General features: G+C 70.7%; 22 protein-coding genes. 15 read left to right on the top strand and 7 right to left on the bottom strand.

Translation table 11 applies throughout. The features are described from left to right. Window positions 1-154: 154 nt before the first annotated feature. On the bottom strand, window positions 155-1,168 hold the full coding sequence (locus OG906_RS08430; RefSeq protein WP_385637257.1) for a magnesium and cobalt transport protein CorA: 1,014 nt from the start codon (window positions 1,166-1,168) through the stop codon (window positions 155-157). A gap of 400 nt (window positions 1,169-1,568) precedes the next feature. Here OG906_RS08430 and OG906_RS08425 point away from each other — a divergent pair, with 400 nt between their 5' ends. Continuing rightward, window positions 1,569-2,792: a winged helix DNA-binding domain-containing protein gene (locus OG906_RS08425; RefSeq protein WP_329441392.1), complete on the top strand. Its 1,224-nt coding sequence runs from the start codon at window positions 1,569-1,571 to the stop codon at window positions 2,790-2,792. Between the two features lie 45 nt (window positions 2,793-2,837). Next, window positions 2,838-4,553: an AMP-binding protein gene (locus OG906_RS08420; RefSeq protein WP_329441390.1), complete on the top strand. Its 1,716-nt coding sequence runs from the start codon at window positions 2,838-2,840 to the stop codon at window positions 4,551-4,553. 100 nt (window positions 4,554-4,653) lie between these two features. Here OG906_RS08420 and OG906_RS08415 read toward each other — a convergent pair whose 3' ends face one another. Both OG906_RS08415 and OG906_RS08410 read right to left on the bottom strand, forming a co-directional pair. Beyond that, complete coding sequence (locus OG906_RS08415; RefSeq protein WP_267796123.1) at window positions 4,654-5,142, bottom strand: glutathione peroxidase; 489 nt, start codon at window positions 5,140-5,142, stop codon at window positions 4,654-4,656. A gap of 129 nt (window positions 5,143-5,271) precedes the next feature. After that, on the bottom strand, window positions 5,272-6,117 hold the full coding sequence (locus OG906_RS08410) for a hypothetical protein (protein ID WP_329441388.1): 846 nt from the start codon (window positions 6,115-6,117) through the stop codon (window positions 5,272-5,274). 256 nt (window positions 6,118-6,373) lie between these two features. Between OG906_RS08410 and gcl the strand changes: the two genes are divergently transcribed. Continuing rightward, window positions 6,374-8,161: a glyoxylate carboligase gene (gene gcl, locus OG906_RS08405; RefSeq protein ID WP_329441386.1), complete on the top strand. Its 1,788-nt coding sequence runs from the start codon at window positions 6,374-6,376 to the stop codon at window positions 8,159-8,161. A 207-nt stretch (window positions 8,162-8,368) separates the two neighbouring features. Here gcl and OG906_RS08400 read toward each other — a convergent pair whose 3' ends face one another. Next, a complete protein-coding gene (locus OG906_RS08400; protein WP_329441383.1) occupies window positions 8,369-8,953 on the bottom strand; it encodes a TetR/AcrR family transcriptional regulator in 585 nt (194 codons plus the stop codon). Window positions 8,954-9,179: 226 nt separating this feature from the next. Here OG906_RS08400 and OG906_RS08395 point away from each other — a divergent pair, with 226 nt between their 5' ends. The 7 genes from OG906_RS08395 to OG906_RS08365 are packed head-to-tail and all read left to right on the top strand — an operon-like array spanning window position 9,180 to window position 16,461. Then, entirely contained in the window at window positions 9,180-10,220 is a 1,041-nt protein-coding gene (locus OG906_RS08395; RefSeq protein WP_329441382.1) for an agmatine deiminase family protein, read from the top strand. Then, a complete protein-coding gene (locus tag OG906_RS08390) occupies window positions 10,217-11,239 on the top strand; it encodes a nitrilase-related carbon-nitrogen hydrolase (RefSeq protein ID WP_329441380.1) in 1,023 nt (340 codons plus the stop codon). Before OG906_RS08395 ends, OG906_RS08390 begins: the two co-directional genes overlap by 4 nt. A 42-nt stretch (window positions 11,240-11,281) precedes the next feature. Then, entirely contained in the window at window positions 11,282-12,910 is a 1,629-nt protein-coding gene (locus tag OG906_RS08385) for an ABC transporter substrate-binding protein (protein WP_329441378.1), read from the top strand. Further along, complete coding sequence (locus OG906_RS08380) at window positions 12,910-13,875, top strand: ABC transporter permease (RefSeq protein WP_329441376.1); 966 nt, start codon at window positions 12,910-12,912, stop codon at window positions 13,873-13,875. Before OG906_RS08385 ends, OG906_RS08380 begins: the two co-directional genes overlap by 1 nt. Continuing rightward, window positions 13,872-14,732 (top strand): ABC transporter permease, encoded by an 861-nt coding sequence (locus OG906_RS08375; protein WP_329441375.1) that lies wholly within the window; start codon window positions 13,872-13,874, stop codon window positions 14,730-14,732. The genes OG906_RS08380 and OG906_RS08375 overlap by 4 nt, the downstream gene beginning before the upstream one ends. Then, window positions 14,729-15,661, top strand: a complete 933-nt coding sequence (locus tag OG906_RS08370) for an ABC transporter ATP-binding protein (protein WP_329441373.1) — start codon at window positions 14,729-14,731, stop codon at window positions 15,659-15,661. The genes OG906_RS08375 and OG906_RS08370 overlap by 4 nt, the downstream gene beginning before the upstream one ends. Further along, window positions 15,658-16,461: an ABC transporter ATP-binding protein gene (locus OG906_RS08365; protein ID WP_329441372.1), complete on the top strand. Its 804-nt coding sequence runs from the start codon at window positions 15,658-15,660 to the stop codon at window positions 16,459-16,461. The genes OG906_RS08370 and OG906_RS08365 overlap by 4 nt, the downstream gene beginning before the upstream one ends. A 436-nt stretch (window positions 16,462-16,897) precedes the next feature. Here OG906_RS08365 and OG906_RS08360 read toward each other — a convergent pair whose 3' ends face one another. From OG906_RS08360 to OG906_RS08350, 3 genes are all read right to left on the bottom strand, one after another. Continuing rightward, window positions 16,898-18,355: a catalase gene (locus tag OG906_RS08360; protein ID WP_267826755.1), complete on the bottom strand. Its 1,458-nt coding sequence runs from the start codon at window positions 18,353-18,355 to the stop codon at window positions 16,898-16,900. 219 nt (window positions 18,356-18,574) lie between these two features. Beyond that, window positions 18,575-19,474 (bottom strand): 2-hydroxy-3-oxopropionate reductase, encoded by a 900-nt coding sequence (locus tag OG906_RS08355; RefSeq protein WP_266950471.1) that lies wholly within the window; start codon window positions 19,472-19,474, stop codon window positions 18,575-18,577. A 75-nt stretch (window positions 19,475-19,549) separates the two neighbouring features. Further along, the gene (locus OG906_RS08350) at window positions 19,550-20,383 is read right to left on the bottom strand and encodes a TIM barrel protein (protein ID WP_267796018.1); all 834 of its coding nucleotides are present in this window, start codon (window positions 20,381-20,383) and stop codon (window positions 19,550-19,552) included. A 125-nt stretch (window positions 20,384-20,508) separates the two neighbouring features. Between OG906_RS08350 and OG906_RS08345 the strand changes: the two genes are divergently transcribed. From OG906_RS08345 to pucL, 5 genes are all read left to right on the top strand, one after another. After that, a complete protein-coding gene (locus OG906_RS08345) occupies window positions 20,509-20,760 on the top strand; it encodes a hypothetical protein (RefSeq protein ID WP_267796019.1) in 252 nt (83 codons plus the stop codon). Further along, window positions 20,757-21,140, top strand: coding sequence for a helix-turn-helix domain-containing protein (locus OG906_RS08340; protein WP_329441366.1), 384 nt, complete (start codon window positions 20,757-20,759; stop codon window positions 21,138-21,140). Before OG906_RS08345 ends, OG906_RS08340 begins: the two co-directional genes overlap by 4 nt. 153 nt (window positions 21,141-21,293) lie before the next feature. Then, entirely contained in the window at window positions 21,294-21,800 is a 507-nt protein-coding gene (uraD, locus tag OG906_RS08335) for a 2-oxo-4-hydroxy-4-carboxy-5-ureidoimidazoline decarboxylase (RefSeq protein ID WP_267796021.1), read from the top strand. Between the two features lie 7 nt (window positions 21,801-21,807). After that, the gene (uraH, locus tag OG906_RS08330) at window positions 21,808-22,212 is read left to right on the top strand and encodes a hydroxyisourate hydrolase (RefSeq protein ID WP_053676788.1); all 405 of its coding nucleotides are present in this window, start codon (window positions 21,808-21,810) and stop codon (window positions 22,210-22,212) included. A 5-nt stretch (window positions 22,213-22,217) separates the two neighbouring features. Then, a complete protein-coding gene (gene pucL / locus OG906_RS08325; protein ID WP_267796022.1) occupies window positions 22,218-23,141 on the top strand; it encodes a factor-independent urate hydroxylase in 924 nt (307 codons plus the stop codon). Window positions 23,142-23,162: the final 21 nt, after the last annotated feature.

Raw genomic sequence — 23,162 nt, 5'->3', positions numbered from 1 at the left:
GTCGGGCTGCATGAGACGTGCGGAACGGCAGGTGAGGGTGAAGTGGCTTGCTCCCCAGCGGAGTGGATTCCCCCCAGATTCCCCCCAGGCCCTCGGAAGTGGCCTTTTGGGTCGTTCGCGAATGCGAAATTGATCAACGGAGTAGGGCCGCTGGCTACAACCAGTCGCGCTTCTTGAAGATGAGGTACAGGCTGACGCAGACCACCGCCATCAGCAGGACCGCGAAGGGGTAGCCGGCGGCCCACTTGAGTTCCGGCATGACCTCGAAGTTCATGCCGTAGATGGTGCCGACCAGGGTGGGGGCGAAGAGGATGGCGGCCCAGGCGGAGATCTTCTTGATCTCCTCGTTCTGTTCGAAGCCGGCTTCGGCCAGGGCGCGCATCTCGGCGTTCTGCTGTTGGGAGACCAGGGTGGCGTTGACCGTCAGGATCTCGGTGAGGGCCTGGCGGAAGCCGTCGACGCGCTCGCTGGTGTGGGTGACGTGGTCGGCGACGTCGCGGAGGTAGCGCTGGAGTTCCTCGTCCGTGCCGTACTTGGCGAAGCCCGCCATCAGGCTGTGGAGCATGCCGACCAGCGGGCGGGTGGCGCGCTGGAACTCGACCATCTCGCGGGAGAGCGCGTAGATGCGGCGGGAGACCTCGGGGTCGCCGCGGAACACCTCGGTCTCGATCTCGTCCATGTCGTTCTGGACGCCCTCGACGACCGGGGCGTACCCGTCGACGACCGCGTCGAGGATGGCGTACAGGGCGGCTTCCGGGCCGAGGGAGAGGAGGTCGGGGGTCTCCTCCATGCGGCGGCGGACGGCGGAGAGGTCGGGGGCCGCGCCGTGGCGGACCGTGATGAGGAAGTCCGGGCCGACGAAGACGTGGAGTTCGCCGAAGTCGACCTCCTCCAGGGCGTCCAGGTACCGGGCGGCGCGCAGGACGACGAAGAGGGTGTCGCCGTAGCGCTCCAGCTTGGGGCGTTGGTGTGCCTCCAGCGCGTCCTCGATGGACAGCGGGTGGAGGTTGAACTCGGCCGCGAGGGAGTGGAGTTCGGCCTCCGTCGGGCGGTGCAGGCCGATCCAGGCCATGCCGTCGGGCTGTTCGCGCAGTTGCCGGAAGGTGTCGGCGAGGGAGGCGGGGGACGCGGCGCGGCGGCCGTCGCGGTAGACGGCGGAGTCGATCACGCTGCGGTGGTTCGGGGGCGTCGGTTCGGGCGGCGCGGGGCTCGGGGCGGACGCGGACGCCGGGGGAGTGGTGGGTGCGGCGCCGGCCGGGGAGGAGGGGCGGAGCCACCCCGTACGCCTCGACGACGAGCCCGGCGACCCCGACGAGCCCGGCGACCCGGATGACCCCGACGGGCCCCGCGCGGAGGATGCCGTGTCCGACGCGGAGGGCGAGTGGTCCGGCGGAGGGGACGAGGGGTCCGACGGCGTGGAGGGACGGCGGTGTGGGCGCTCCGGCATCGCAGCTCAGTTCCCGGTGGTCGGACGGACGCGTGGGTGGGGGCGAGAGGAAGGATATAGGGGGAAATGGTCCAGGACGTTGCGGACGGTTCCTGTCCGCAGGCACGGCTAGCGTGCTGCCATGGCCTCCAGAACCGCTCCCGTACTCGACACCCGCGCACTGAACCGTGCCACGCTGGCCCGCCAGCTGCTGCTGAGCCGCGCCGAGATGTCCGCGCGGGACGCCGTCGCGCACCTGCTCGGGCTCCAGGCGCAGAACGTCAAGCCGCCGTACTACCAGCTGCACGCCCGACTCGCCGGGTTCAGGCCCGCCGAGCTGGCCGGGCTGATGGAGTCCCGCGAGGTGGTCCGGATGGTCACCATGCGCTCGACCATCCACACCCACACCGCGGACGACGCGCTGACGCTCCGGCCGCTGGTCCAGGCGGCGCGCGACCGCGAGGTCAACCAGTTCCGCAAGGGTCTCGTCGGGGTGGACCTGGACCGGCTGGCCCTCGACGCGCGCGCCTTCGTGGAGGCCGAGCCGCGCACCATGGGGGAGATCCGCGAGGAGCTCCTCAAGGAGTGGCCCGACGCCGACCCGCAGTCCCTGTCCGTCGCCGCGCGCTGCCTGTTGCCGCTCGTACAGGTCACCCCGCGCGGGGTGTGGGGGCGCAGCGGGCAGGTACGGCTCACGACCGTGGAGAACTGGCTCCGGCGGCCGGCCGGGAAGACGCGGAGCGTCGGGCAGCCGCAAGGCGTGAGGGAAGCGCGGGGCACGGGCACGCGGGAAGCCCAGGCCGCGGGTGAGGCGCGGGGCGTCGATGACGTGGTGCTGCGCTATCTCGGCGCCTTCGGGCCGGCCTCGGTGAAGGACATGCAGACCTGGGCCGGGCTGACCCGGCTGAAGGAGTCGTTCGAGCGGTTGCGGCCGCGGCTGCTCACCTTCCGCGACGAGAACGGTGTCGAGCTGTTCGACCTGCCCGACGCGCCGAGGCCCGATGCCGGGACGACGGCCCCGCCGCGGTTCCTTCCCGAGTTCGACAACCTGCTGCTCTCCCACGCCGACCGGTCCCGGGTGATCGCCCCGGAGTTGAAGGGCCGCACGTGGACCGGCAACCAGGCGCACCGCGTGCTGCTCCTCGACGGTTTCCTCGGCGGGCTGTGGACGGCGGACGCCGGGGTGCTCACCGTGGAGCTCTTCGGTCCCGCGTCACGGGCGCTGAAGGAGGAGATCGTCGCCGAGGGGGAGACGCTGCTCGCCGACATGGCCGACTCGCCCGCCGGTACGAGTACGCGTACGGGTGCCGGTACCCGTACGGGTGCGAGTACGGTCGCCGTGCGCTTCGGGTCAATCCGGGGCTGACGGCGGCCTGGTGGTGTCCGCGTCCGGCGCGGCACGATGCCTCTCATGACGGAGAACAGCGCCACCCACACCTTCCTGGCCGCGCGGGACTTCCTGCTCGAACGTCGCGGGGACTACGACGCCGCCCACGCCGGATTCACCTGGCCCCGCCCCGAGCGGTTCAACTGGGCCCTCGACTGGTTCGACCACATCGCCCGGGGGAACACGGCCGACGCCCTGCGCATCGTCGAGGAGGACGGAACCGGCGAGGGCGTGTCCTTCGAGGAGCTGAGCGCGAGTTCGGGAGCCGCGGCGAACTGGCTGCGCGCCCAGGGCGTCGCGGCGGGGGACCGGATCCTGGTCATGCTCGGCAACCAGCGTGAACTGTGGGACGTCATGCTCGCCGCGATGAAGCTCCGGGCCGTGGTCATCCCCGCGACCCCGCTGCTCGGGGCCGCCGACCTCCGCGATCGGGTCGAACGGGGCCGGGTACGGCACGTCATCACGCGCGCCGAGGACACCGGCAAGTTCGACGACGTGCCCGGCGCCTACACCCGGATCGCCGCCGGACCGCGCGGCACCGCGGGCCCCGCGACCGCCGCCGGATCCGAGGTCCCGGCCGGCTGGCTGCGACTGGCCGACTTCCACACCGCCGACCGGAGTTTCAGCCCGGACGCGGAGACCCTGGCCGGTGACCCCCTGATGCTGTACTTCACCTCGGGGACCACCGCCCGGCCCAAGCTCGTCGAGCACACCCACGCCTCGTACCCGATCGGGCACCTCTCCACCATGTACTGGCTCGGGCTGCGCCCCGGCGACGTCCACCTCAACATCGCCTCGCCCGGGTGGGCCAAGCACGCCTGGTCCAACCTCTTCGCGCCCTGGAACGCCGGTGCGACCGTCTTCGTCCACAACTACACGCGCTTCGACGCCGAGCGGCTGATGGCCGAGATGGACCGGGGCGGCGTCACCACCTTCTGCGCCCCGCCCACCGTCTGGCGGATGCTGATCCAGTCCGACCTCACCAAGCTCCGCAACCCCCCGCGCGAGGCGGTCGCCGCGGGCGAACCGCTCAACCCGGAGGTCATCGAAAGGATCCGCGAGGCCTGGGGCGTGACCATCCGCGACGGCTTCGGCCAGACCGAGACGACCCTTCAGGTGGGCAACTTCCCGGGGGTGCCCGTCAAGCCCGGCTCCATGGGACGCCCGGCGCCCGGCTACGAGATCGTGCTCCTGGACTCCGTCACCGGCAAGGAGTCCGAGCGGGAGGGCGAGGTCTGCGTGGACCTGCGGACCCGCCCCGCCGGGGTGATGACCGGCTACCGCGACGACCCGGAGCGCACCGCGGAGGCCATGGCGGACGGGCTGTACCGCACGGGGGACATCGCCGCGCGGGACGCCGACGGCTACCTCACCTACGTGGGGCGGGCCGACGACGTGTTCAAGGCCTCGGACTACAAGATCAGTCCGTTCGAGCTGGAGAGCGCGCTGCTGGAGCACGAGGCCGTGGCCGAGGCCGCCGTGGTCCCCGCTCCGGACCCGCTCCGGCTGGCGGTGCCGAAGGCGTACATCACGCTCGCCGCGGGTTGGGAGCCGGGGAAGGAGACGGCCCGGCTGCTGTTCGAGCACTCACGGGCGGTGCTCTCCCCGTACAAGAGGGTCCGGCGCATCGAGTTCGGGGAGCTGCCGAAGACCGTGTCCGGCAAGATCCGCCGGGTCGAGCTGCGCGAACTCACCGAGGCCGGGTCCGGGGCGGAGTACGACGAGGCCGACCTGGACTGAGGCGGGCCGCCGTCGGCCGCCGCGCCCCCGCGGCCGCACCCGCACCCGCGGGTGCCGGCCGGGCGTGGCGCGTCGGGGCGAGTGTCGGCCGAGGTGAGTGCTAGGCGGGGAGCTGGGCCTCGATCGCGGCGACGATCTCGGGGGACTCGGGCTCGGTGCGCGGCCGGAAGCGGCCGACGACCTCGCCGGCGGGGGAGATCAGGAACTTCTCGAAGTTCCACTGGATGTCTCCCGCCTCACCCTCGGCGTCCGGGGTCTTCACCAGCTCCGCGTACAGCGGGTGCCGGTTCTCGCCGTTGACCTCGGACTTCTCCAGCATGGGGAAGGTGACCCCGAAGCCGGCCGCGCAGAAGGTCTGGATGTCGTCCGCGGTGCCGGGCTCCTGGCCGCCGAACTGGTTGCACGGCACGCCGATCACCGTGAACCCCTTCTTCTCGTACGCGAACTGCAGCCGGGCCAGACCCGAGTACTGCGGGGTGAGCCCGCACTGCGAGGCGGTGTTCACGAGCAGGATCGCCTTGCCCTTGTGGGCCGCGAGGCTGGTGGGCTCGTCGTCCAGGGTGGTCAGCGGAATGTCGTACAGGCTCATCGTGCTCTCCTCGGCGGGAAGGGCGGTCAAGGTCTCCGAGCCTAGTACCACCCCGTCGATCACCGTCTTCCCGGTCGCGTCGATCACCCGGCCCCTGACCCGGCGGGCGTCGTTCCCGCCGCCGCGGGCTCACGCCCCCGATGCGATCAACCGGTCCGCCGGGTCGTTGACCGGTTGCGGGGTGCCCGTCAGGTCCATGACGAACAGCGGTATCCCCAGGTGGTCCGCGCGTTCGCGGGCCTCCGTCGTGTACCCGGCGAGGGAGAAGTAGACGCTCGCCGCCGAGGCCGTGAGCCCGTTCAACCACACGCACTCCACCGCGCGCAGCCCGGCCGGCGCCGTCGTCGGGTCCACCTGTGCGACGACGCCGGGGGCCCGCAGGTCCACCGCCGCCGAGGGGGTCGTCGACCCGTCGGGCCGGCGTACGTCACGGAAGCCGAGCCAGCGCAGGTACAGCGCGGCCGTGACCACCGCGTCCCCACCCGTGCGGATGGTCACCGGCCGGAACGGCGCCCGATCCCCGGCCGGGACGTCCGTCGCGGCCGGGGCATCCCACGCCGGCGGGACGCCTGGTGCAGCTGGGGAGTCCGACGGCGCAGGGGGGTCCGTCGTCGCCGCGGGCCCGCGCGCGTCGGCCCGTACGCCGTCCCCCGCACCCGACGTGCCCCGCCCGCCGAGGCCGGAATCGGGCGCGTCGGGGTCCCCGGATGCCGGCGGGTGGACCGGGATCAGGGCCACGGTCCCGCAGGAACCGCACCCCACCTCCGGGCGCGGCCACTCGCCGTCCCGTCCGCAGGCCTCGCAGCGGACCGCCACCCAGCTGTCCGACCAGGTGCGGCGGGTCAGCGGCACGGCCGGCGCCGCCAGGTTCAGCGGTGCCACGACCGGGCTCCCGCAGGCGCAGGGGAAGACCGGCGCGCTGTAGGAGTTCTCGCGCCGGCAGGTCGGGCAGCGCACCGGTACCGCTTCCGCCATGAGACCGGACCCCCTCCGTCGCTGTGCGTGGGTCCATGGTCCACCACCGGCGACGGTCGGCGCGGGCGCGTCCTCGATTTCCCGTCGCGCCATGGTCATTCGTACAAGTCACCGAGCGAGAAGCGGCTTTTGGTGGGTTCCGGGGTGCCGAAGCGCCTTGACGCGCCCCGGAGTGGCCGCTTAGCTTGTTCCGTATAGCAGAACAAAACTTCCGGATTACGGAAAAGCCTGACCGCCAGACCCGCAGGAGAACTCGATGCCTCGTATGACAGCCGCCGCCGCTGCAGTGGAGATCCTCAAGCGCGAGGGCGTTTCGCAAGCGTTCGGCGTGCCCGGCGCTGCGATCAACCCGTTCTACCGCGAGCTCAAGAACGTCGGTGGCATCAACCACACCCTCGCCCGGCACGTCGAGGGCGCCTCGCACATGGCCGAGGGCTACACCCGCACGACCCCGGGCAACATCGGTGTCTGCATCGGTACGTCCGGCCCCGCCGGCACCGACATGATCACCGGCCTCTACTCGGCCATCGCGGACTCGATCCCGATCCTGTGCATCACCGGTCAGGCGCCGGTCGCGAAGCTGCACAAGGAAGACTTCCAGGCCGTCGACATCGCCTCGATCGCCAAGCCCGTCACCAAGGCCGCGACCACGGTCCTGGAGGCCGCGCAGGTCCCCGGCGTCTTCCAGCAGGCCTTCTACCTGATGCGTTCCGGCCGTCCGGGCCCGGTCCTCATCGACCTGCCGATCGACGTCCAGCTGACCGAGATCGAGTTCGACCCCGACCTGTACGAGCCGCTGGCCGTGCACAAGCCGGCCGCGACCCGCAAGCAGGCCGAGAAGGCCATCCAGTTCCTGCTGGAGTCCGAGCGTCCGCTGATCGTCGCCGGTGGCGGCATCATCAACGCCGACGCCTGCGACCTGCTGGTCGAGTTCGCCGAGCTGACCGGTGTCCCGGTCATCTCCACCCTCATGGGCTGGGGCGTCATCCCCGACGACCACGAGCTGGCCGCCGGCATGGTCGGTGTGCAGACCTCGCACCGCTACGGCAATGCCACGTTCCTGGAGTCGGACTTCGTCCTGGGCATCGGCAACCGCTGGGCCAACCGTCACACCGGCTACAACCTGGACGCGTACCTCGGCGACCGCAAGTTCGTCCACGTCGACATCGAGCCCACCCAGATCGGCAAGATCTTCGCCCCCGACCTCGGCATCGCCTCCGACGCCAAGGCCGCGCTGGAGATCTTCATCGAGGTCGCCAAGGAGCTCAAGGCCGAGGGCAAGCTCCCCGACTTCAGCGCCTGGGTCGCCTCGCACCTGGAGCGCAAGGGCACGCTCCAGCGTCGTACGCACTTCGACAACATCCCCATGAAGCCGCAGCGCGTCTACGAGGAGATGAACAAGGCCTTCGGCCCGGAGACGCGTTACGTCACCACCATCGGCCTCTCCCAGATCGCCGGCGCGCAGATGCTGCACGTCTTCAAGCCGCGCCACTGGATCAACTGCGGCCAGGCCGGCCCGCTCGGCTGGACGATCCCGGCCGCGCTGGGTGTCGCCACCGCCGACCCGCAGACCCCCGTCGTCGCCCTCTCCGGCGACTACGACTTCCAGTTCATGCTGGAGGAGCTGGCGGTCGGTGCGCAGCACAAGATCCCGTACGTCCACGTCCTGGTGAACAACGCCTACCTGGGGCTGATCCGTCAGGCGCAGGGCGGCCTGGGCATCAACTTCGAGGTCAACCTCGAATTCGAGAACATCAACGCCCCCGAGCTGGGTGTCTACGGCGTCGACCACGTCAAGGTCGTCGAGGGCCTCGGCTGCAAGGCGATCCGGGTCACCGACCCGAACGAGCTGGGTGCCGCCCTGGAGGAGGCCAAGAAGCTCGCCGCCGAGTACAGCGTCCCGGTGGTCGTCGAGGCCATCCTGGAGCGCGTCACCAACATCTCGATGAGCAAGACGGTCGACATGAGTGACGTCACCGAGTTCGAGGAGCTCGCGACCGAGCCGGGCCACGCCCCGACCGCGATCCGCCCGCTGACCGTCTGAGCGTGAAGCGGTGGGTCGTGCCCGCCACGACCCCGACGGCCCCCGTCCCTCCGGCAGGAGGGGCGGGGGCCGTTCCGCGTTCCGTCGCCGGGGGCGCCGAGGCGGTACGCGCCGCCGGGCGCACAAGGGCTGTTCGGGTCGCCGGGGTTGCGGGGGTCGCCGGGGTCGTTCGGGCGGTGGTGGCCCGGACGACCCCGGCGCGGCGCGTCACTTTCCGGGATGCGCGCCGAGTTCCGCGTCCAGCGCGCCCGCGATCAGATCGCGGGCGCGGTCCAGGGCCAGCGAACCGCTGAGCCAGCGCTCGCTCAACCCCTCCACCAGCGCGGTCAGCCGCTCGGCGACGTCCAGCGGGACCGCCCGGGGGTCGGCGAGCCCCGCCACCTGGGCGTCCATGATCGAATCGGCGGTGTCCCGGTTCCAGGTGCGGGTGGAGTCCGCCAGCGTCTCCCGCAGGTCGGTGTCGAAGATCGCGCTGGCCCGCAACTCGCCCCAGGCGATGCTGTTCTCGCGGACCCGGGTGGTGTCCTGGAGCTCGCTCAGCAGCAACTGGAGCAGTACGCCCCGGGCGTCCTCGGAGTCGTCGAGCGCCTCGTCGGTGTAACCGGTGGCGCGGTCGCTGATGAAGGCGAGGGTCCGCTGGATCAAGCCGGCCCGGTCCTTGAAGTGGTAGTAGATCAGCGCCGTGGACACCCCCGCCTCGGACGCCAGCTCCTCGACGCGCAGTCCCCTGACGCCGTTGCGGGCGATCACGCGTACGGCAGCTTCCAAGATCAACGATTGGCGATCGGCCACTCTTGTTCGCACCTTTCCGTCCCTGGCTCTTGACTGACCTTTCAGTCAGGTCCCACGATAGCTCCCACCGGGATTGCTGACTGGATTTTCAGTCACTGTTCACCTGACTGAAATTTCAGTCAGGATGCATTCGTGAGGTCGACGGGATGCACGCCGGCCGCGATCACCCACCTCGTACCCGCCCCATCAGCCCCACCAGCCCAGCCCGCGCCAAAGGAGCTCTCCCATGAGTCCGCTGAGTCCGCCGAGCCCGACATACCCCCGCATGCCCGCCGAGTGGGCCGAGCACGAGGCCTGCCTGATGGCGTGGCCCACCCGGCCCGCCCTGTGGGGACCGGCCTTCGCGGCGGCCCGGCGCGAGTACGCGGCGGTGGCCCGCGCCATCGCCGACTTCGAACCGGTCATCATGATCGCCGCGGCCGACTCGGTGGACGAGGCCCGTGCCGTCTTCGGCGACGATCCCGGAGTCGAGGTGATCGAGTTGCCGATCGACGACTCCTGGCTGCGCGACTCCGGCCCGATCTTCGCCTACGACGAGCAGGGCGACCGGGTGGGCGTCGACTTCCGCTTCAACGCGTGGGGCGAGAAGCACTACCCCTGGACCGCCGACGACAAGCTCGCCTCGCTCCTCCTGGACCGGCTCGGCATCCCGCGCGCGCACTCCTCGATGATCCTCGAAGGCGGTGCCATCACCGTCGACGGCGAGGGCACCCTGATCACCACCGAGCAGTGTCTGTTGCACCCGAACCGCAACCCGCGCATGAGCCGCGCGGAGATCGAGGACGAGATCAGGCGCCGGCTCGGCGTCGAGAAGATCATCTGGCTGCCGTACGGGGGCCTGGAGGACACCGAGACCGACGGCCACGTCGACGGCGTCGCCGCCTTCGTCGCCCCCGGCACCGTGGTCGTCTCCCTTCCCGAGGACCCCGCCCACCCCGACCACGCCCGGATGCGCGCCAACCTCGCCGTCCTGGAGGCCTCCACCGACGCCCGCGGCCGCGCCCTGCGGATCGTCACCGTCCCGCAGACCTCCCACGGCGAGGTCGAGGGCACCCCGGTCGAGGTCTGCCACCTCAACTTCTACCTCGCCAACGGCGGCTGCGTGGTGCCCGTCGCAGGCACGCCCGAGGACGAGGCCGCCCTCGCCGTCCTCGCCGAGGCGCTGCCCGGCCGCAAGGTGGTGGGGGTCCCCGCGCCCGTCATCGCGTTCGGCGGCGGCGGCGTCCACTGCATCACCCAGCAGCTCCCGAAGGACCTGAACGCATGAGCACCCCCACCACCCCCGCCACCACCGCGCGCCGGCCCGCCGCATCCGCCCCCACCCCCACCACCCGCACCCCCACCGGATACGAACTCCTCGTCAGCGACGGTTCCCCGCTCGGGTCCCCGGCCCGAACGGAGTCCGCCGAGCGGGTGCCGCTGCGCGTCGGCCTCGTGCAGATGCGCTGGTACGCGGACGAGGACGAGCACGACGAGCACCTGCGCGAGGGCGTGCGTATCGCGGCGGCCGAGGGCGCCAAGGTCGTCTGCCTGCCCGAACTCACCCGCAGCCCGTACTTCTGCAACACCGACGACCCCATGGGCGACGGCGCCGCCCGTCACCTCGAAGACCTGGAAGACGGGCCCACGGTCGCCCTGGCCGCCGAACTCGCCGGGGAACTCGGCATCACGGTGCACGCCTCCCTCTACGAGCGCGCCGAGGACGGCGGGCTCGGCTACAACACGGCGGTGTGCGTGGCCCCGGACGGCAAGCTCCTCGCCCGCACCCGCAAGAACCACATCCCCGCCTTCCCCGGCTACCGCGAGGACCTCTGCTTCCGCCCCGGCGACAGCGGCTTCCCCGTGGCCTTCCTCGAAGGGGCCCGCTTCGGCTTCCCGACCTGCTGGGACGAGTGGTTCCCGGAACTCGCGCGCGCCTACGGCCTGCACGGGGCCGAGATCCTCGTCCACCCGACCGCCATCGGCTCCGAGGTGGACCTCCCGGACTTCGACACCCGGCCGATGTGGGAGCACGCGATCAGCGCCAACGGCCTCGCCAACGCGCTCTTCATGATCGTTCCCAATCGTGTCGGCATCGAGGGCCGCTCCACCTTCTACGGGTCCTCCTTCATCTCCGACCCCTACGGCCGTGTCATGCTGCGCGCCCCCCGCGACCGGCCCGCCGTGCTCGTCGCCGACCTCGACCTCGACCAGCGTCGCGACTGGCTCGACTTCGGACTGATGCAGACCCGCCGCCCCGAGCTGTACGGCCGGCTCACCGAGCCACTCGACGCGCAGGCCCGCTGACCAGCAGGTCCTCCCAGCGCCAAACTCCGCCAAGGAGCGTGCATGCCGATCCCCTCACGGCACCGCCTGGCCGGTTCCGCCGCCGCAGTCCTCGCCCTGATCCTCACGGGCGCGGGCTGCGCGGCCCCGGCCGGTGACGCCGGCACCACCGGAACACACCTCTCCACCGCCACACCCGCCGCTCGCGGCGACATCGACGGGTTCACCTGGGCGCTGTACGCCGAACCGCCCGTGCTCGACTACCTCTACGCCTTCGACTACCCGCAGAACACCGTCCTCGCCAACGTCTGCGAATCCCTGATGCGCTGGACGCCCCAGCTCACCGTCGAACCCGGCCTCGCCGAGAAGGCGTCCAACCCCGACCCCACCACCTGGGTCTACGACCTCCGCCCGAACGTGCGCTTCCACTCCGGCGCCACCCTCACCGCCGACGACGCGGTGGCCAGCCTGAACCGGCACCTCGACCCCGAACTCGGCTCGTACTGGGCCGAGGACTTCAAGAACGTCGCCTCCGTCGAGAAGACCGGCCCGCTCCAGGTCACCGTGCACCTCAAGGCCCCGGACGCGCTCTTCCCGCAGGCCATGGCGAACTCCGCCGGGACGGTCGCCAACGCCGCCACCATGCGCGAGCAGGGCCGCAGGTTCGGCACCGCCGACGGCGGCCTCGACTGCACCGGCCCGTTCACACTGGGCAAGTGGGAACAGGGCGCCTCGCTGCGCCTGGACCGCTTCGACGGCTACCGGGGCAAGCGGGCCAAGGCCGGCCACGTCGACTTCGTCTTCCTGCCCGACTCCGCCGCCCGCACCAACGCCCTGCTCACCGGCGAGGTGGACGGCTCCTTCGCCGTGCCCCCGGAGTCCCTCTCCCGCTTCCGCGCGGCCGACAACGGCACCGTCCACCAGGGCCAGAGCCTCACCACCGTCAACCTCGCCGTGTCCGACCTCGGCGGCACCCTCTCCGACGTACGGGTGCGCCGCGCCCTGATGCTGGCCCTCGACCGCGAGGGCTTCGCCCAGGGCGCGATGCGCGGGGCCGCCACCCCCACCAATTCCCTGGTGGTCAAGGACGTCTGGCGCGGGATGCCCGAGGAACCCGTCGCCCGGGAACTGGCCGGGCTGCCCCCCGTGAAACGGGACCTGACCGAGGCGAAACGTCTCGTCGACGAGGCCGGCGCACGCGGGAAGAAGGTGACCGTCGCCTCCAGCCCACTCGGCCCGGACGTCGCCCTGCTCGCCACCGCCGTCCAGGACGCGGGCCGCCGCATCGGCCTCGACATGGAGATCCGCACCGTCGCACCCGACGCCTTCACCGCGCTGTTCTCCGACCCCGAGGCGCGCAAGGGCCTCGACCTCTTCCCCTTCACGTACTACCTGTCGCTCAGCGACCCGCTGGCGATGTACGGCAACTTCCGCACCGGCCAGTTCGAGAACTACGCCGGCTACAGCGCGCCGGAGTACGACGCCCTCGTCGACCGGGCGACGGCCGAGTACGACCCCGCCGAACGCGGGGTGCTGACCGCCAGGCTCGCCAGGATGGCCGCCGACGCGGCCCTGTGCCTGCCGGTGGCGGAGTACCCCGGTCCGTTGTTCCTCAACAAGAGGATCACCGGAGCGCCGACCGGCATCTCGTACATGTACGCCCCCTGGGCGGCCGAAGTGGGGGCCCCGTGATGCCGAGACCCGACCTCGTCCGCTTCCTGCTGCGAAGGATCGGCGAACTCCTCGCCACCCTCCTCGTCGCCTCGTTCCTCGTCCACGCCTCCATCCGCCTCGCCCCGGGCAGGCCCGAGACCTTCCTGCTCGGCGGTCGCGGCGCGAGCCCCCAGGCGCTGGAGGCGATCCGCTCCCACTACCACCTCGACGACCCGTTCCTCGTCCAGTACGGGAAGTGGCTCGGCGGTGTCGTCACGGGAGACCTGGGCACCTCCGTCCAGTACCGCTCCGACGTCGTCGACCTGGTCGCCTCCCGGATGCCCGTCACCCTCGCCCTGATCGGGATGGCGGCCTTCCTCGTCATCGCGGGCGGACTGCTGCTCGGCCTGACGGGCGCCGTGCGCGGGCGCCGCACCGACCAGGCCGTCCTGATCACCACCTCGGTCGCCGTCGCCACCCCGTCCTTCATCGCCGCGATCCTGCTCCTGTCGCTGTTCTCGGTCCGGCTCGGCTGGTTCCCCGTGCTCGGCAGCGGAGACGGCTTCCTCGACACCCTCCACCACCTCGTCCTGCCCGCCGTGGCCCTGGCCCTGCCCTTCGTCGGGGTGCTCGCCCGCGTCACCAGGGCCTCCCTGCTGGAGCAGTTCGCACAGGACCACGTCACCGTCGCCCGCAGCCGCGGCGTGCCGGAACGCACCGTCGTACGCCGCCACGTACTGCGCGGAGCGCTGGGCACCGTCGTCACCCAGGCCGGACTGGCCCTCTCCGGGCTGATGGTCTGCACGATCCTCGTGGAGTCCGCGTTCGGCCTCGGCGGGCTCGGCGAGTTCCTCGCGAAGTCCGTGACCGTCAAGGACTTCCCCGTCGTCCAGGCGATCTCCCTGCTGACCATCGCGCTGTTCGTGCTGGTCAACCTCGCCGTCGACCTCGTCCACCCGCTCATCGACCCCCGGGTCCGGCTCGGCACCAGGAGCTCCGAATGACCGCACTCCTGCTGCGGCCCGCGGCCGCGCGGACCAAGGCCCGCAAGGCCGGCGGTGCCTGGCTCCACCGGATCTGCCTCGGCTTCGCCGTCCTCGTGGTCCTGGTCGCGCTGGCGGCCCCCTGGCTGGCGCCGCACGACCCGAACGCCGTCGACTTCGGGGCCTCGCTCGCCAACCCCACGCCCCACCTGCCGCTCGGCGGCGACATCAGCGGCCGGGACACCCTCTCCCGTCTCATCGTCGGCGCCCGCACCTCGCTCCTCGGCCCGCTCGGCGTCGTCGTCCTGTCGACCCTCCTCGGAGTGGTCATCGGCGTCACCGCCGCCTGGCGCGGCGGCTGGGTCGACGCCCTGCTCTCCCGGACCAGCGAACTGCTGCTCGCCTTTCCCGGGCTGCTCCTCGCCATGCTGCTCGTCTCGCTGTACGGGCGCGGGCTGATCGCCCCGATGGTCGCGCTGTCCCTCGCGTACACGCCGTTCGTCGGCCGGCTCGCCCGCGGCCTCGCGCTCTCCGAGGTCGGCAAGCCCTACCTCGCGGCGTACCGGGTGCAGGGCTTCTCCGGGGCGTGGATCTGCCTACGCCACCTCGTGCCGAACATCGCGCCCGTCGTCCTCGCCCAGTCCACCGTCAACTTCGGCTACGCACTCCTCGACCTGGCCGCCCTGTCCTTCCTCGGCCTCGGCGTGCCGCCCCTCACCCCCGACTGGGGAGCCATGATCAACGACGGCCAGTCCGCCATCCTCGACGGGGCGCCGCTCTCCGCGCTCGCCCCCTGCCTCGCGGTGATCCTCACCGTCGTCGCCTTCAACGTCGTCGGCGAGCGCTTCGCCGACCGGGTCTCGGGGCGCGCCGCATGAGCCCCGTACTCGAAGTGGAAGGGCTCCACCTGACGCTGCCCGGCTTCCCGCGCCCCGTGCTCGCCGGAGTGGACCTGACGGTCGAGGCCGGCGAGACCGTCGCCCTCGTCGGCGAGTCCGGCTCCGGCAAGTCCCTCACCTCCCGCTCCGCGCTCGGGCTGCTGCCGCCCGGCGCGCAGGTCCGCGGATCGGTGCGGGTCGCCGGCCGGGACGTGCTGACGATGACCCCCGCCGCGCTCCGCGAACTCCGCTCCCACACCGCCTCGATGATCTTCCAGGACCCGCGCGCCGCGATGAACCCGCTGCGCCGCCTCCGCGACTTCCTCACCGAGGGGCTGCGGCACGCGGGCGTCAAGGTCCCCGACGGACGGCTCGCCGAACTCCTCGACGCGGTGGGCCTGCCCGACCGCGTCCTGCGCCAGTACCCCCACGAACTGTCCGGCGGCATGCTGCAACGCGTCATGATCGCCGCCGCGCTGCTGCCCGGACCCCGGCTGTTGCTCGCCGACGAACCCACCACCGCCCTCGACACCACCACCCAGGCCGAGACCATCGCCCTCCTCGCCCGGCTGCGGGAACGCGAGGGCTGCGGGCTCCTGTTCGTCACCCACGACCTGGAACTCGCGGCGGCCATCAGCGACCGGGTCCACGTCATGTACGCGGGCCGCATCGTGGAGACCGGCCCCGCCGCCGCCCTCTTCGAGCACCCCCGGCACCCCTACACGAAGGCGCTCCTCGCGGCGACCCCCCGCCTCGACGCGCCCCCGGGGCCCCTCGCCGCGATCGCCGGCCGGCCGCCGGACCTGCGCACGACCGTCACCGGCTGCGCCTTCGCCCCGCGCTGCGCCCGCGCCACCGATCCGTGCGCCGCCGAGGTCCCGACCCCGCGCTCCGGCGTGGCCTGTCACCACGCGGAGGTGCACTCGTGAGCCCGGTACTGGAAGTCCGCGGCCTGGCCCGCGCCTACGGCGCCGTGCGCGCCGTCGACGACGTCTCCTTCTCCGTCCCGGCGGGCGGCTCGCTCGGCATCGTCGGCGAATCCGGTTCGGGCAAGACCACCACGGCCCGGATCGTGACCGGCCTGGAGCGGGCCGACGCGGGCGAGGTCCTCGTACGGGGCCGGCTGCGGGCCCCGTCGGTGCGCGGCCGGTCCGCCCGGCTGCACCGGGCCCGCGAAGTACAACTGGTCTTCCAGGACCCGCTGTTGTCGCTGGACCCCCGGGTCCCGGCGGGCGAGGCGGTGCGCGAGACCCTGCGGCTGCACTTCCCCGACCGCGATCCCGGACCCCGGGTCGCGGAACTCATGGAACAGGTGGGCCTCGGCGACCGGGAGGCGGCGGCCCGACCGCGCGAGCTGTCGGGCGGCCAACGCCAGCGGGTAGCGATCGCGCGGGCGCTCGCGGTGGAGCCGGCGGTGCTGGTGCTGGACGAGGCCGTGGCGGCCCTGGACGTCTCCGTGCAGGCGCAGATCCTGAACCTGCTCGCGGAGATCCGCGCCCGCACGGACATCGCGTACCTGTTCATCACCCACGACCTGGGCGTCGTACGGGCCGTGACCGACTCGCTGGTCGTCATGCGGTCCGGCCGGATCGTCGAACAGGGTGCGACGGCGACGCTGCTGTCCGCCCCCGAGGACGCGTACACCCGGCTGCTGCTGGACTCCGTGCCCCGGCCCGGCTGGGACCCGGCTGCCATCGCGGCCCGACGGCGACCGGCGGCGGGCCGCTGAGCGCCCGCCCCGGTCGCCGGGGGGCGGTCGGGGCGGGCGCATCCCGCGCACGACAAAGCGCCGGGTCACGGGACCGTCCGTGACTCGGCGCTTCGGCTGTGACCGCCCGACGGTGCGAGGCTGGCGCGACAGGACGTTCGCACCGCCGGGCGGAGTGTTGGGGGAGGGTGGTTCCCCTCCGGTACGGGGGACTCTGTGCACGGCCCCTGTACGGAAGGAAGAGGCTGGGACCGCGGCGGGCGGCGACGAGAACTCCGGCGCCGTCTCCCTCAGGTCAAGAGACGGGCCTCGGAACCCATTACCACCGCACTGGCTCGCACGCCCGCCGCGGTCCTCGTCCTGCCCCCACCGCGTACCACCCCTCATCCGGGTCCGCGGTGCGGGCTCAGCACCCGGGACCTGACCTCCCGTCAGGCCCCCGGTACAGTTGAGCGGCTCAGGCGTCGCGCAGGGCGCGGACGGCCTCCTCGACGCGCTTGCCGTAGTCGGCGTCCGCGGCGTGGAAGTGAGCCAGGTTCTTCTCGATGACGTCCTCGATGGTGACCTGGGACAGGCCGCCGGCGATGTTCGCCACCAGACGCTGCTTCTCGGCCTCCGACATCAGGCGGTAGAGCTCACCGGCCTGGAAGAAGTCGTCGTCCTTGGTGTGGGCCGGGGCCTCGTGGGTGCCCGTGTAGCCGGAGACGGCCTTCGGGGCGCCGAGCGCCAGACCGGTCTCGGCCGGACCCCGGTACGAGTTGGGCTCGTAGTTCTTGTCGTGGCGCGAACCGTTGCGCAGCGCCATGACGCCGTCGCGGCCGTAGTTGTCGGCCGTGGTCGCCTTCGGGGCGTTGACCGGCAGCAGGGTGTGGTTCACGCCGAGGCGGTAGCGCTGGGCGTCGGCGTACGCGAAGAGACGGCCCTGGAGCATCTTGTCCGGCGAGGCGGTGATGCCCGGGACGAAGTTGTTCGGGGAGAACGCGGACTGCTCGACCTCGGCGAAGACGTTGTCCGGGTTGCGGTCGAGGACCAGACGGCCCACGCGCTGCAGCGGGTAGTCGCTGTGCGGCCACACCTTGGTGAGGTCGAACGGGTTGAAGCGGTAGTCCGCGGCCTCGGAGGCCGGCATCACCTGGACGTAGAGGGTCCAGCTCGGGTTCACGCCGCGCTCGATCGCCTGGAGCAGGTCGGTCTGGTGCGAGTTCGCGTCCTTGCCGACGAGCTCGGCGGCCTGGTCGCTGGAGAGGCTGCGGACGCCCTGGTTCGTCTTGAAGTGGTACTTGACGAAGAAGGCCTCGCCCTGGGCGTTGGTCCACTGGTAGGTGTGGGAGCCGTAGCCGTTCATGTGGCGGTAGGACGCGGGGATGCCGCGGTCACCCATCAGCCAGGTGATCTGGTGCGTGGCCTCGGGGGCGTGCGCCCAGAAGTCCCAGACGTTGTCCGGCTCCTGCTTGCCCGTGAAGGGGTCGCGCTTCTGCGAGTGGATGAAGTCGGGGAACTTGATCGGGTCCTTGATGAAGAACACCGGGGTGTTGTTGCCGACGAGGTCGTAGTTGCCCTCTTCGGTGTAGAACTTCAGCGCGAAGCCGCGCGGGTCGCGGACGGCGTCCGCGCCACCGAGGGAGTCCGCGACGGTGGAGAACCGCAGGAAGGTCTCGGTCTTCTTGCCGACCGTGTTCAGGAACGCGGCGCTGGTGTAGGCGGTGACGTCGTCGGTCACCTCGAAGTGGCCGTACGCGGCCGAGCCGCGGGCGTGCACCACACGCTCCGGGATGCGCTCACGGTTGAAGCGGGCAAGCTTCTCAAGGAGCTGCTGGTCCTGGACCAGGAGCGGGCCACCGACGCCGGCGGTGGCGGAGTTCTGGTTGTCGGCGACCGGGGCGCCGGACTCGGTCGTCAGCGTGCGCTTCGACATGGTGACCTTCCGTACGGGAAACTGCTGGCGGAATGCATCTTCCGTCATGCGGAACAGCCTAATTTCGGCGTGAACTCGACGTCAACAGTTTGTTGAAAGAAAGAGTGTGGAGAGGAAATCCGGACGGTGCCGGCGCTTGGGCGCGACAGGACAGGTGTCAGCACCGGCACCATCCGGAAACTCAGGTCCCCGTGGGGGGAAGGGCGTTCGGATCCGTGATCAGATCTGCGCGCCGGAGAGGCGCTCGACCGCGCGGAGCAGGGCGGAGTGGTCCAGGCCACCGTCACCCTGGGCGCGCAGCGAGGCGACCAACTGGGCGACGACCGCGCCGACCGGGAGGGCCGCACCCACGTTGCGGGCGGCGTCGGTGACGATGCCCATGTCCTTGTGGTGCAGGTCGATCCGGAAGCCGGGCTTGAAGTCGCGGTTCAGGAAGTTGTCCTTCTTGCGCGTCAGCACCGTGGAGCCGGCCAGACCGCCGTTGAGGACGTCCAGGGCGGCGGTGAGGTTCACGCCGGACTTCTCCAGGAAGACGACGGCCTCGGCGCACGCCTGGATGTTCACCGCGACGATGAGCTGGTTGGCGGCCTTCACCGTCTGGCCGGAGCCGTGCGGGCCGCACAGGACGATGGTCTTGCCGAGGGCCTCCAGGACCGGCAGGGCCTCGTCGAAGTCGGCCTGCTCGCCACCCACCATGATCGACAGTACGGCCTCGATGGCGCCGGCCTCGCCGCCGGACACCGGGGCGTCGATGACGCGGATGCCCTTCTCGGCGGCGTTCTTGGCGAGGTCGATCGAGGTCTGGGGGGTGATCGACGACATGTCGATGATCAGCGCGCCGGACTTCGCGTTCTCCAGGATGCCGTTCTCGCCGTAGGCGATGGCCTCGACCTGCGGGGAGGCGGGCACCATCGTGATGACGACGTCGGCGTCCTTGACGGCCTCGGCGATCGAGCCGGCCGCGGTGCCGCCGGCGGCGGCGAGGCGGTCCAGCTTGTCCTGCTCCAGGGTGAATCCGGTGACCGAGTAGCCGGCCTTCAGGAGGTTCTCGGCCATGGGGGAGCCCATGATGCCGAGACCGACCCAGGCGATCGACGGGAGCGCAGCGGGGTTGCTCATGATGAGGGTCCTTCTCTTCATGCTTGGTACGAAAAGTGCGTGAGGTGCCTGGCTGATCGCCCGGACTTGGTCCGCCTACTTCGCGGCGCGGGCCTCGGCCGGCAGCCATGCGAAGGAAGCGGCAGCGTCGGCGGCCTTGTACTCCAGGCCTACGTAGCCCTCGTATCCGGCCTTCCTCAGCTGGTCGAGCAGCTCCTCCAGGGGCAGCTCGCCGGTGCCGGGGGCACCGCGTCCGGGCTTGTCCGCGATCTGGACGTGCCCGGTCTTGGCGGCGTACTTTTCGATGACCTCGGAGAGGTCCTCATCGTTCATCGCCAGGTGGTACAGGTCGAGGAGGAACTTGGCGTTGCCGAGACCGGTGGCCTCGTTCACCTTGTCCACGACCTCGATGCCGGCCGGCGCGCTCACCAGGGGGTAGAGCGGCGACTCGGGCTTGTTGAGGGTCTCGATCAGGAGGATCGCGCCCACGCGGTCCGCGGCGCGGGCGGCCACGACCAGGTTCTGCAGGGCGAGCTCGTCCTGGGCGGCCGGGTCGACGCCTTCCACGCGGTTGCCGTAGAGGGCGTTCAGCGCCTTGCAGCCGACCGAGGCCGCGAAGTCGGCGGCCACGTTGATGTTGGCGTTGAAGCGCTCCGACTCCTCACCGGGGACCGAGACCGCGCCGCGGTCCGGACCCGGCAGCCGGCCGGCGTAGAAGTTCAGGCCCACCAGCTGGGTGCCGGCGTCCTCAAGAGCCTTCTTGAGGGCGTCGAGCTCCGCCTGGGCGGGTGTGGGGGTCTCGATCCAGGGCCACCACAGCTCGACCGCGGTGAAGCCCGCCGCGGCGGCGGCCGCGGGACGCTCCAGGAGCGGGAGTTCCGTGTAGAGGATCGAAAGGTTTACATCGAAGCGCTGGTCCGTGTATCCCATGAGGGGTGTGCGCTCCTTCCGTATTGCGGAAGTTAGTTTCTGCTTGATGGAAGACTGCAACGAGGTTCGCGTGGCTGTCAAGTGCGGACTGCCGAAACCTCCGGAGCGCGGGGTAGCTTGACCGCGTGCGATTGAGAGTGGAATTCACGACCGAGCCCTTCGATCTCGAAGAGGCCCCCGCCCATGCCGTGGCCGCTCGCGAGGTCATCCAGAAGGCGCAGCTCGACGCGGTGGACGTCGGCCCCTTCGGCAACACCGCCGAGGGCGGTTCCGACGAGGTGCTCACCGCCGTTTCCGCGCTCCTGCGCGATTCGCTGGAGGCCGGAGCCACGCGCGTCTCGCTCCAGGTGAATGTGATCCGGGAGGAGACCCCGTGACCGAGCCCCGCGACCACCCGTTCGTCACCGCGGTCAAGCCGCTGGTCGACGCCATCGGCGGCGAGCTGATGGATCCCTCCCTGGCGCAGCCCGACGACGTCGTGCTCACCTGGGAGGGTCAGGACCTGCTGGCCGTGCGCCTGCCCCAGCTGTCCGACTCGCTGGATCACATTCTGGCCGCGCTGGAGCGGCGCCACGGAGTGCCCCTGGCCCGGCTCGACCGGAAGTCCAAGCAGGACGTGGTGCGCATACTGGAGGCGCGTGGCGCCTTCTCCGTGCGGCACGGTGTGGAAACGGTCGCGGGGGCCCTGGGGGTAAGCCGCTTCACGGTCTACAACTACCTGAACAGGGAAAACCCGAACAAGAACAGCCAAGCGTGAACGGCGTCTGACGCACGGTGACGAGCCGCCGCCCGATTCATCCGGGCGGCGGCTTTTGTGTACGCGAAGTTTCAACAAAGTGTTGACGCGGTGTTGTCGAGGGCGTTAGCTATGCGCAGCCCGTCAAGCAACAACAGGCCACGGAGGCCTACCGTGACTTCGAGTCCGACCCCGGGTCTCACCCGGTTCAACGCTTTGGACGACAGCGCGGCCACGGCCGAACTGCACGAGGTCTGTGCCAGCTCGGCATGGGGGAGCAAACTGCTCGCCCAGCGCCCCTTCACCACCGCCGACGCCCTGTTCTCGGCCAACGAGTCCGCCATGGCGGAGCTCACCGCCGAGGACCTGGCCGAGGCGATGGGGGGCCACGCGCCGATCGGCCGGCCGAAGCCGGGAGACCCGACCTCCGCCCGCGAGCAGCGTGGCATGGCCGGTGCCTCGGAGGACCTCAAGAACGAGCTCCTCGAACTGAACCTGGCGTACCAGGAGAAGTTCGGCCACGTCTTCCTCATCTGCGCCACCGGTGCGACCGGTGAGTTCATGCGGGACGCGGTCAAGGTCCGGATCGACAATTCGCCGGAAGCGGAGCGGGAAATCGCCCGCGGCGAGCTCGTCAAGATCAACCGGATCCGTCTGACCCGCCTCGTAGAAGGAGAGTGAGCACGCCATGAGCACCGAGACCACCGCGTCGGTGTCCACGCACATCCTGGACACCAGCATCGGCAAGCCCGCCGAGGGTGTCGCCATCTCCCTGTCGGCCCGTACGGGTCCGGGCGGCGAGTGGGCGGCCCTGGGCGGCTCCGCCACCGATGCGGACGGGCGCTGCAAGGACCTGCCGGCCCTGCCGGAGGGCACCACCCACGTGCGTCTCGACTTCGAGACCGAGACGTACTTCCTGAACAAGCACAGTTCGAAGAAGCAAGCCGAGGCGCAGCAGGACGCCCCCCGCGTAAGGGACAGCGGTGCGTTCTTCCCGGAGGTCACCATCACCTTTGCGGTGAACCCGGGCGAGCATTACCACGTACCGCTGCTGCTCAACCCGTTCGGCTACTCCGTTTACCGAGGGAGCTAGCAGACATGCCCACGATTCTCGGCCAGAATCAGTACGGGAAAGCAGAGAACCGCGTAGTCAAGATCACGCGGGACGGCGACACCCACCACATCAAGGACCTCAACGTCTCGGTCGCCCTCTCCGGCGACATGGACGACGTCCACTACTCCGGCTCGAACGCCAACGTCCTGCCGACGGACACCACCAAGAACACGGTGTACGCGTTCGCCAAGGAGTACGGCATCGAGTCCGCCGAGCAGTTCGGCATCCACCTGGCGCGTTGGTTCGTCAACAGCCAGGAGCCGATCCAGCGCGCGCGCATCCGGATCGAGGAGTACTCCTGGTCCCGGATCGCCTCCTCCGACGCCAACTCCAAGTTCATCGGCTCCGACGAGGTCAACCACTCGTTCGTCCGTGAGGGCATGGAGACCCGCGTCACCCAGATCACGTACGACGGCACCAACTGGGAGGTCATCTCCGGCCTCAAGGACCTCGTCGTCATGAACTCCACGAACTCCGAGTTCTGGGGTTACGTGAAGGACAAGTACACGACCCTGAAGGAGGCGTACGACCGCATCCTGGCCACCCAGGTGTCGGCCCGCTGGCGCTTCAACTGGTCGGACGACGAGCAGCGGATGCCCAACTGGGAGAAGTCCTACGCCGAGACCCGCAAGCACATGCTGCAGGCCTTCGCGGAGACCTACTCCCTGTCGCTGCAGCAGACCCTGTACCAGATGGGTTCGCGCATCATCAACCACCGTTCGGAGATCGACGAGGTCCGCTTCTCGCTCCCGAACAAGCACCACTTCCTCGTCGACCTGGAGCCCTTCGGCCTCAAGAACGACAATGAGGTCTACTTCGCCGCGGACCGCCCCTACGGTCTGATCGAGGCGACGGTCCTCCGCGACGGCGTTGACGCCCGTATCCCCGTGGACATGACCAACCTCTGACGAGCACGCGCGTCCCGGGGC

The sequence above is a fragment of the Streptomyces sp. NBC_01426 genome, assembly GCF_036231985.1.
Lineage (GTDB): Bacteria > Actinomycetota > Actinomycetes > Streptomycetales > Streptomycetaceae > Streptomyces.
This window is presented reverse-complemented; position numbering and strand designations above follow the sequence as displayed.

Coding starts and splice junctions, on each gene's coding strand:
- OG906_RS08350 (WP_267796018.1), bottom strand. CDS start 20,383: ATGGGATACACGGACCAGCGCTTCGATGTAAACCTTTCGATCCTCTAC.
- OG906_RS08375 (WP_329441375.1), top strand. CDS start 13,872: ATGACCGCACTCCTGCTGCGGCCCGCGGCCGCGCGGACCAAGGCCCGC.
- OG906_RS08355 (WP_266950471.1), bottom strand. CDS start 19,474: ATGAGCAACCCCGCTGCGCTCCCGTCGATCGCCTGGGTCGGTCTCGGC.
- OG906_RS08425 (WP_329441392.1), top strand. CDS start 1,569: ATGGCCTCCAGAACCGCTCCCGTACTCGACACCCGCGCACTGAACCGT.
- OG906_RS08385 (WP_329441378.1), top strand. CDS start 11,282: ATGCCGATCCCCTCACGGCACCGCCTGGCCGGTTCCGCCGCCGCAGTC.
- OG906_RS08360 (WP_267826755.1), bottom strand. CDS start 18,355: ATGTCGAAGCGCACGCTGACGACCGAGTCCGGCGCCCCGGTCGCCGAC.
- pucL (WP_267796022.1), top strand. CDS start 22,218: ATGCCCACGATTCTCGGCCAGAATCAGTACGGGAAAGCAGAGAACCGC.
- OG906_RS08415 (WP_267796123.1), bottom strand. CDS start 5,142: ATGAGCCTGTACGACATTCCGCTGACCACCCTGGACGACGAGCCCACC.
- uraH (WP_053676788.1), top strand. CDS start 21,808: ATGAGCACCGAGACCACCGCGTCGGTGTCCACGCACATCCTGGACACC.
- OG906_RS08395 (WP_329441382.1), top strand. CDS start 9,180: ATGAGTCCGCTGAGTCCGCCGAGCCCGACATACCCCCGCATGCCCGCC.
- OG906_RS08390 (WP_329441380.1), top strand. CDS start 10,217: ATGAGCACCCCCACCACCCCCGCCACCACCGCGCGCCGGCCCGCCGCA.
- OG906_RS08410 (WP_329441388.1), bottom strand. CDS start 6,117: ATGGCGGAAGCGGTACCGGTGCGCTGCCCGACCTGCCGGCGCGAGAAC.
- OG906_RS08380 (WP_329441376.1), top strand. CDS start 12,910: ATGCCGAGACCCGACCTCGTCCGCTTCCTGCTGCGAAGGATCGGCGAA.
- OG906_RS08420 (WP_329441390.1), top strand. CDS start 2,838: ATGACGGAGAACAGCGCCACCCACACCTTCCTGGCCGCGCGGGACTTC.
- OG906_RS08370 (WP_329441373.1), top strand. CDS start 14,729: ATGAGCCCCGTACTCGAAGTGGAAGGGCTCCACCTGACGCTGCCCGGC.
- gcl (WP_329441386.1), top strand. CDS start 6,374: ATGCCTCGTATGACAGCCGCCGCCGCTGCAGTGGAGATCCTCAAGCGC.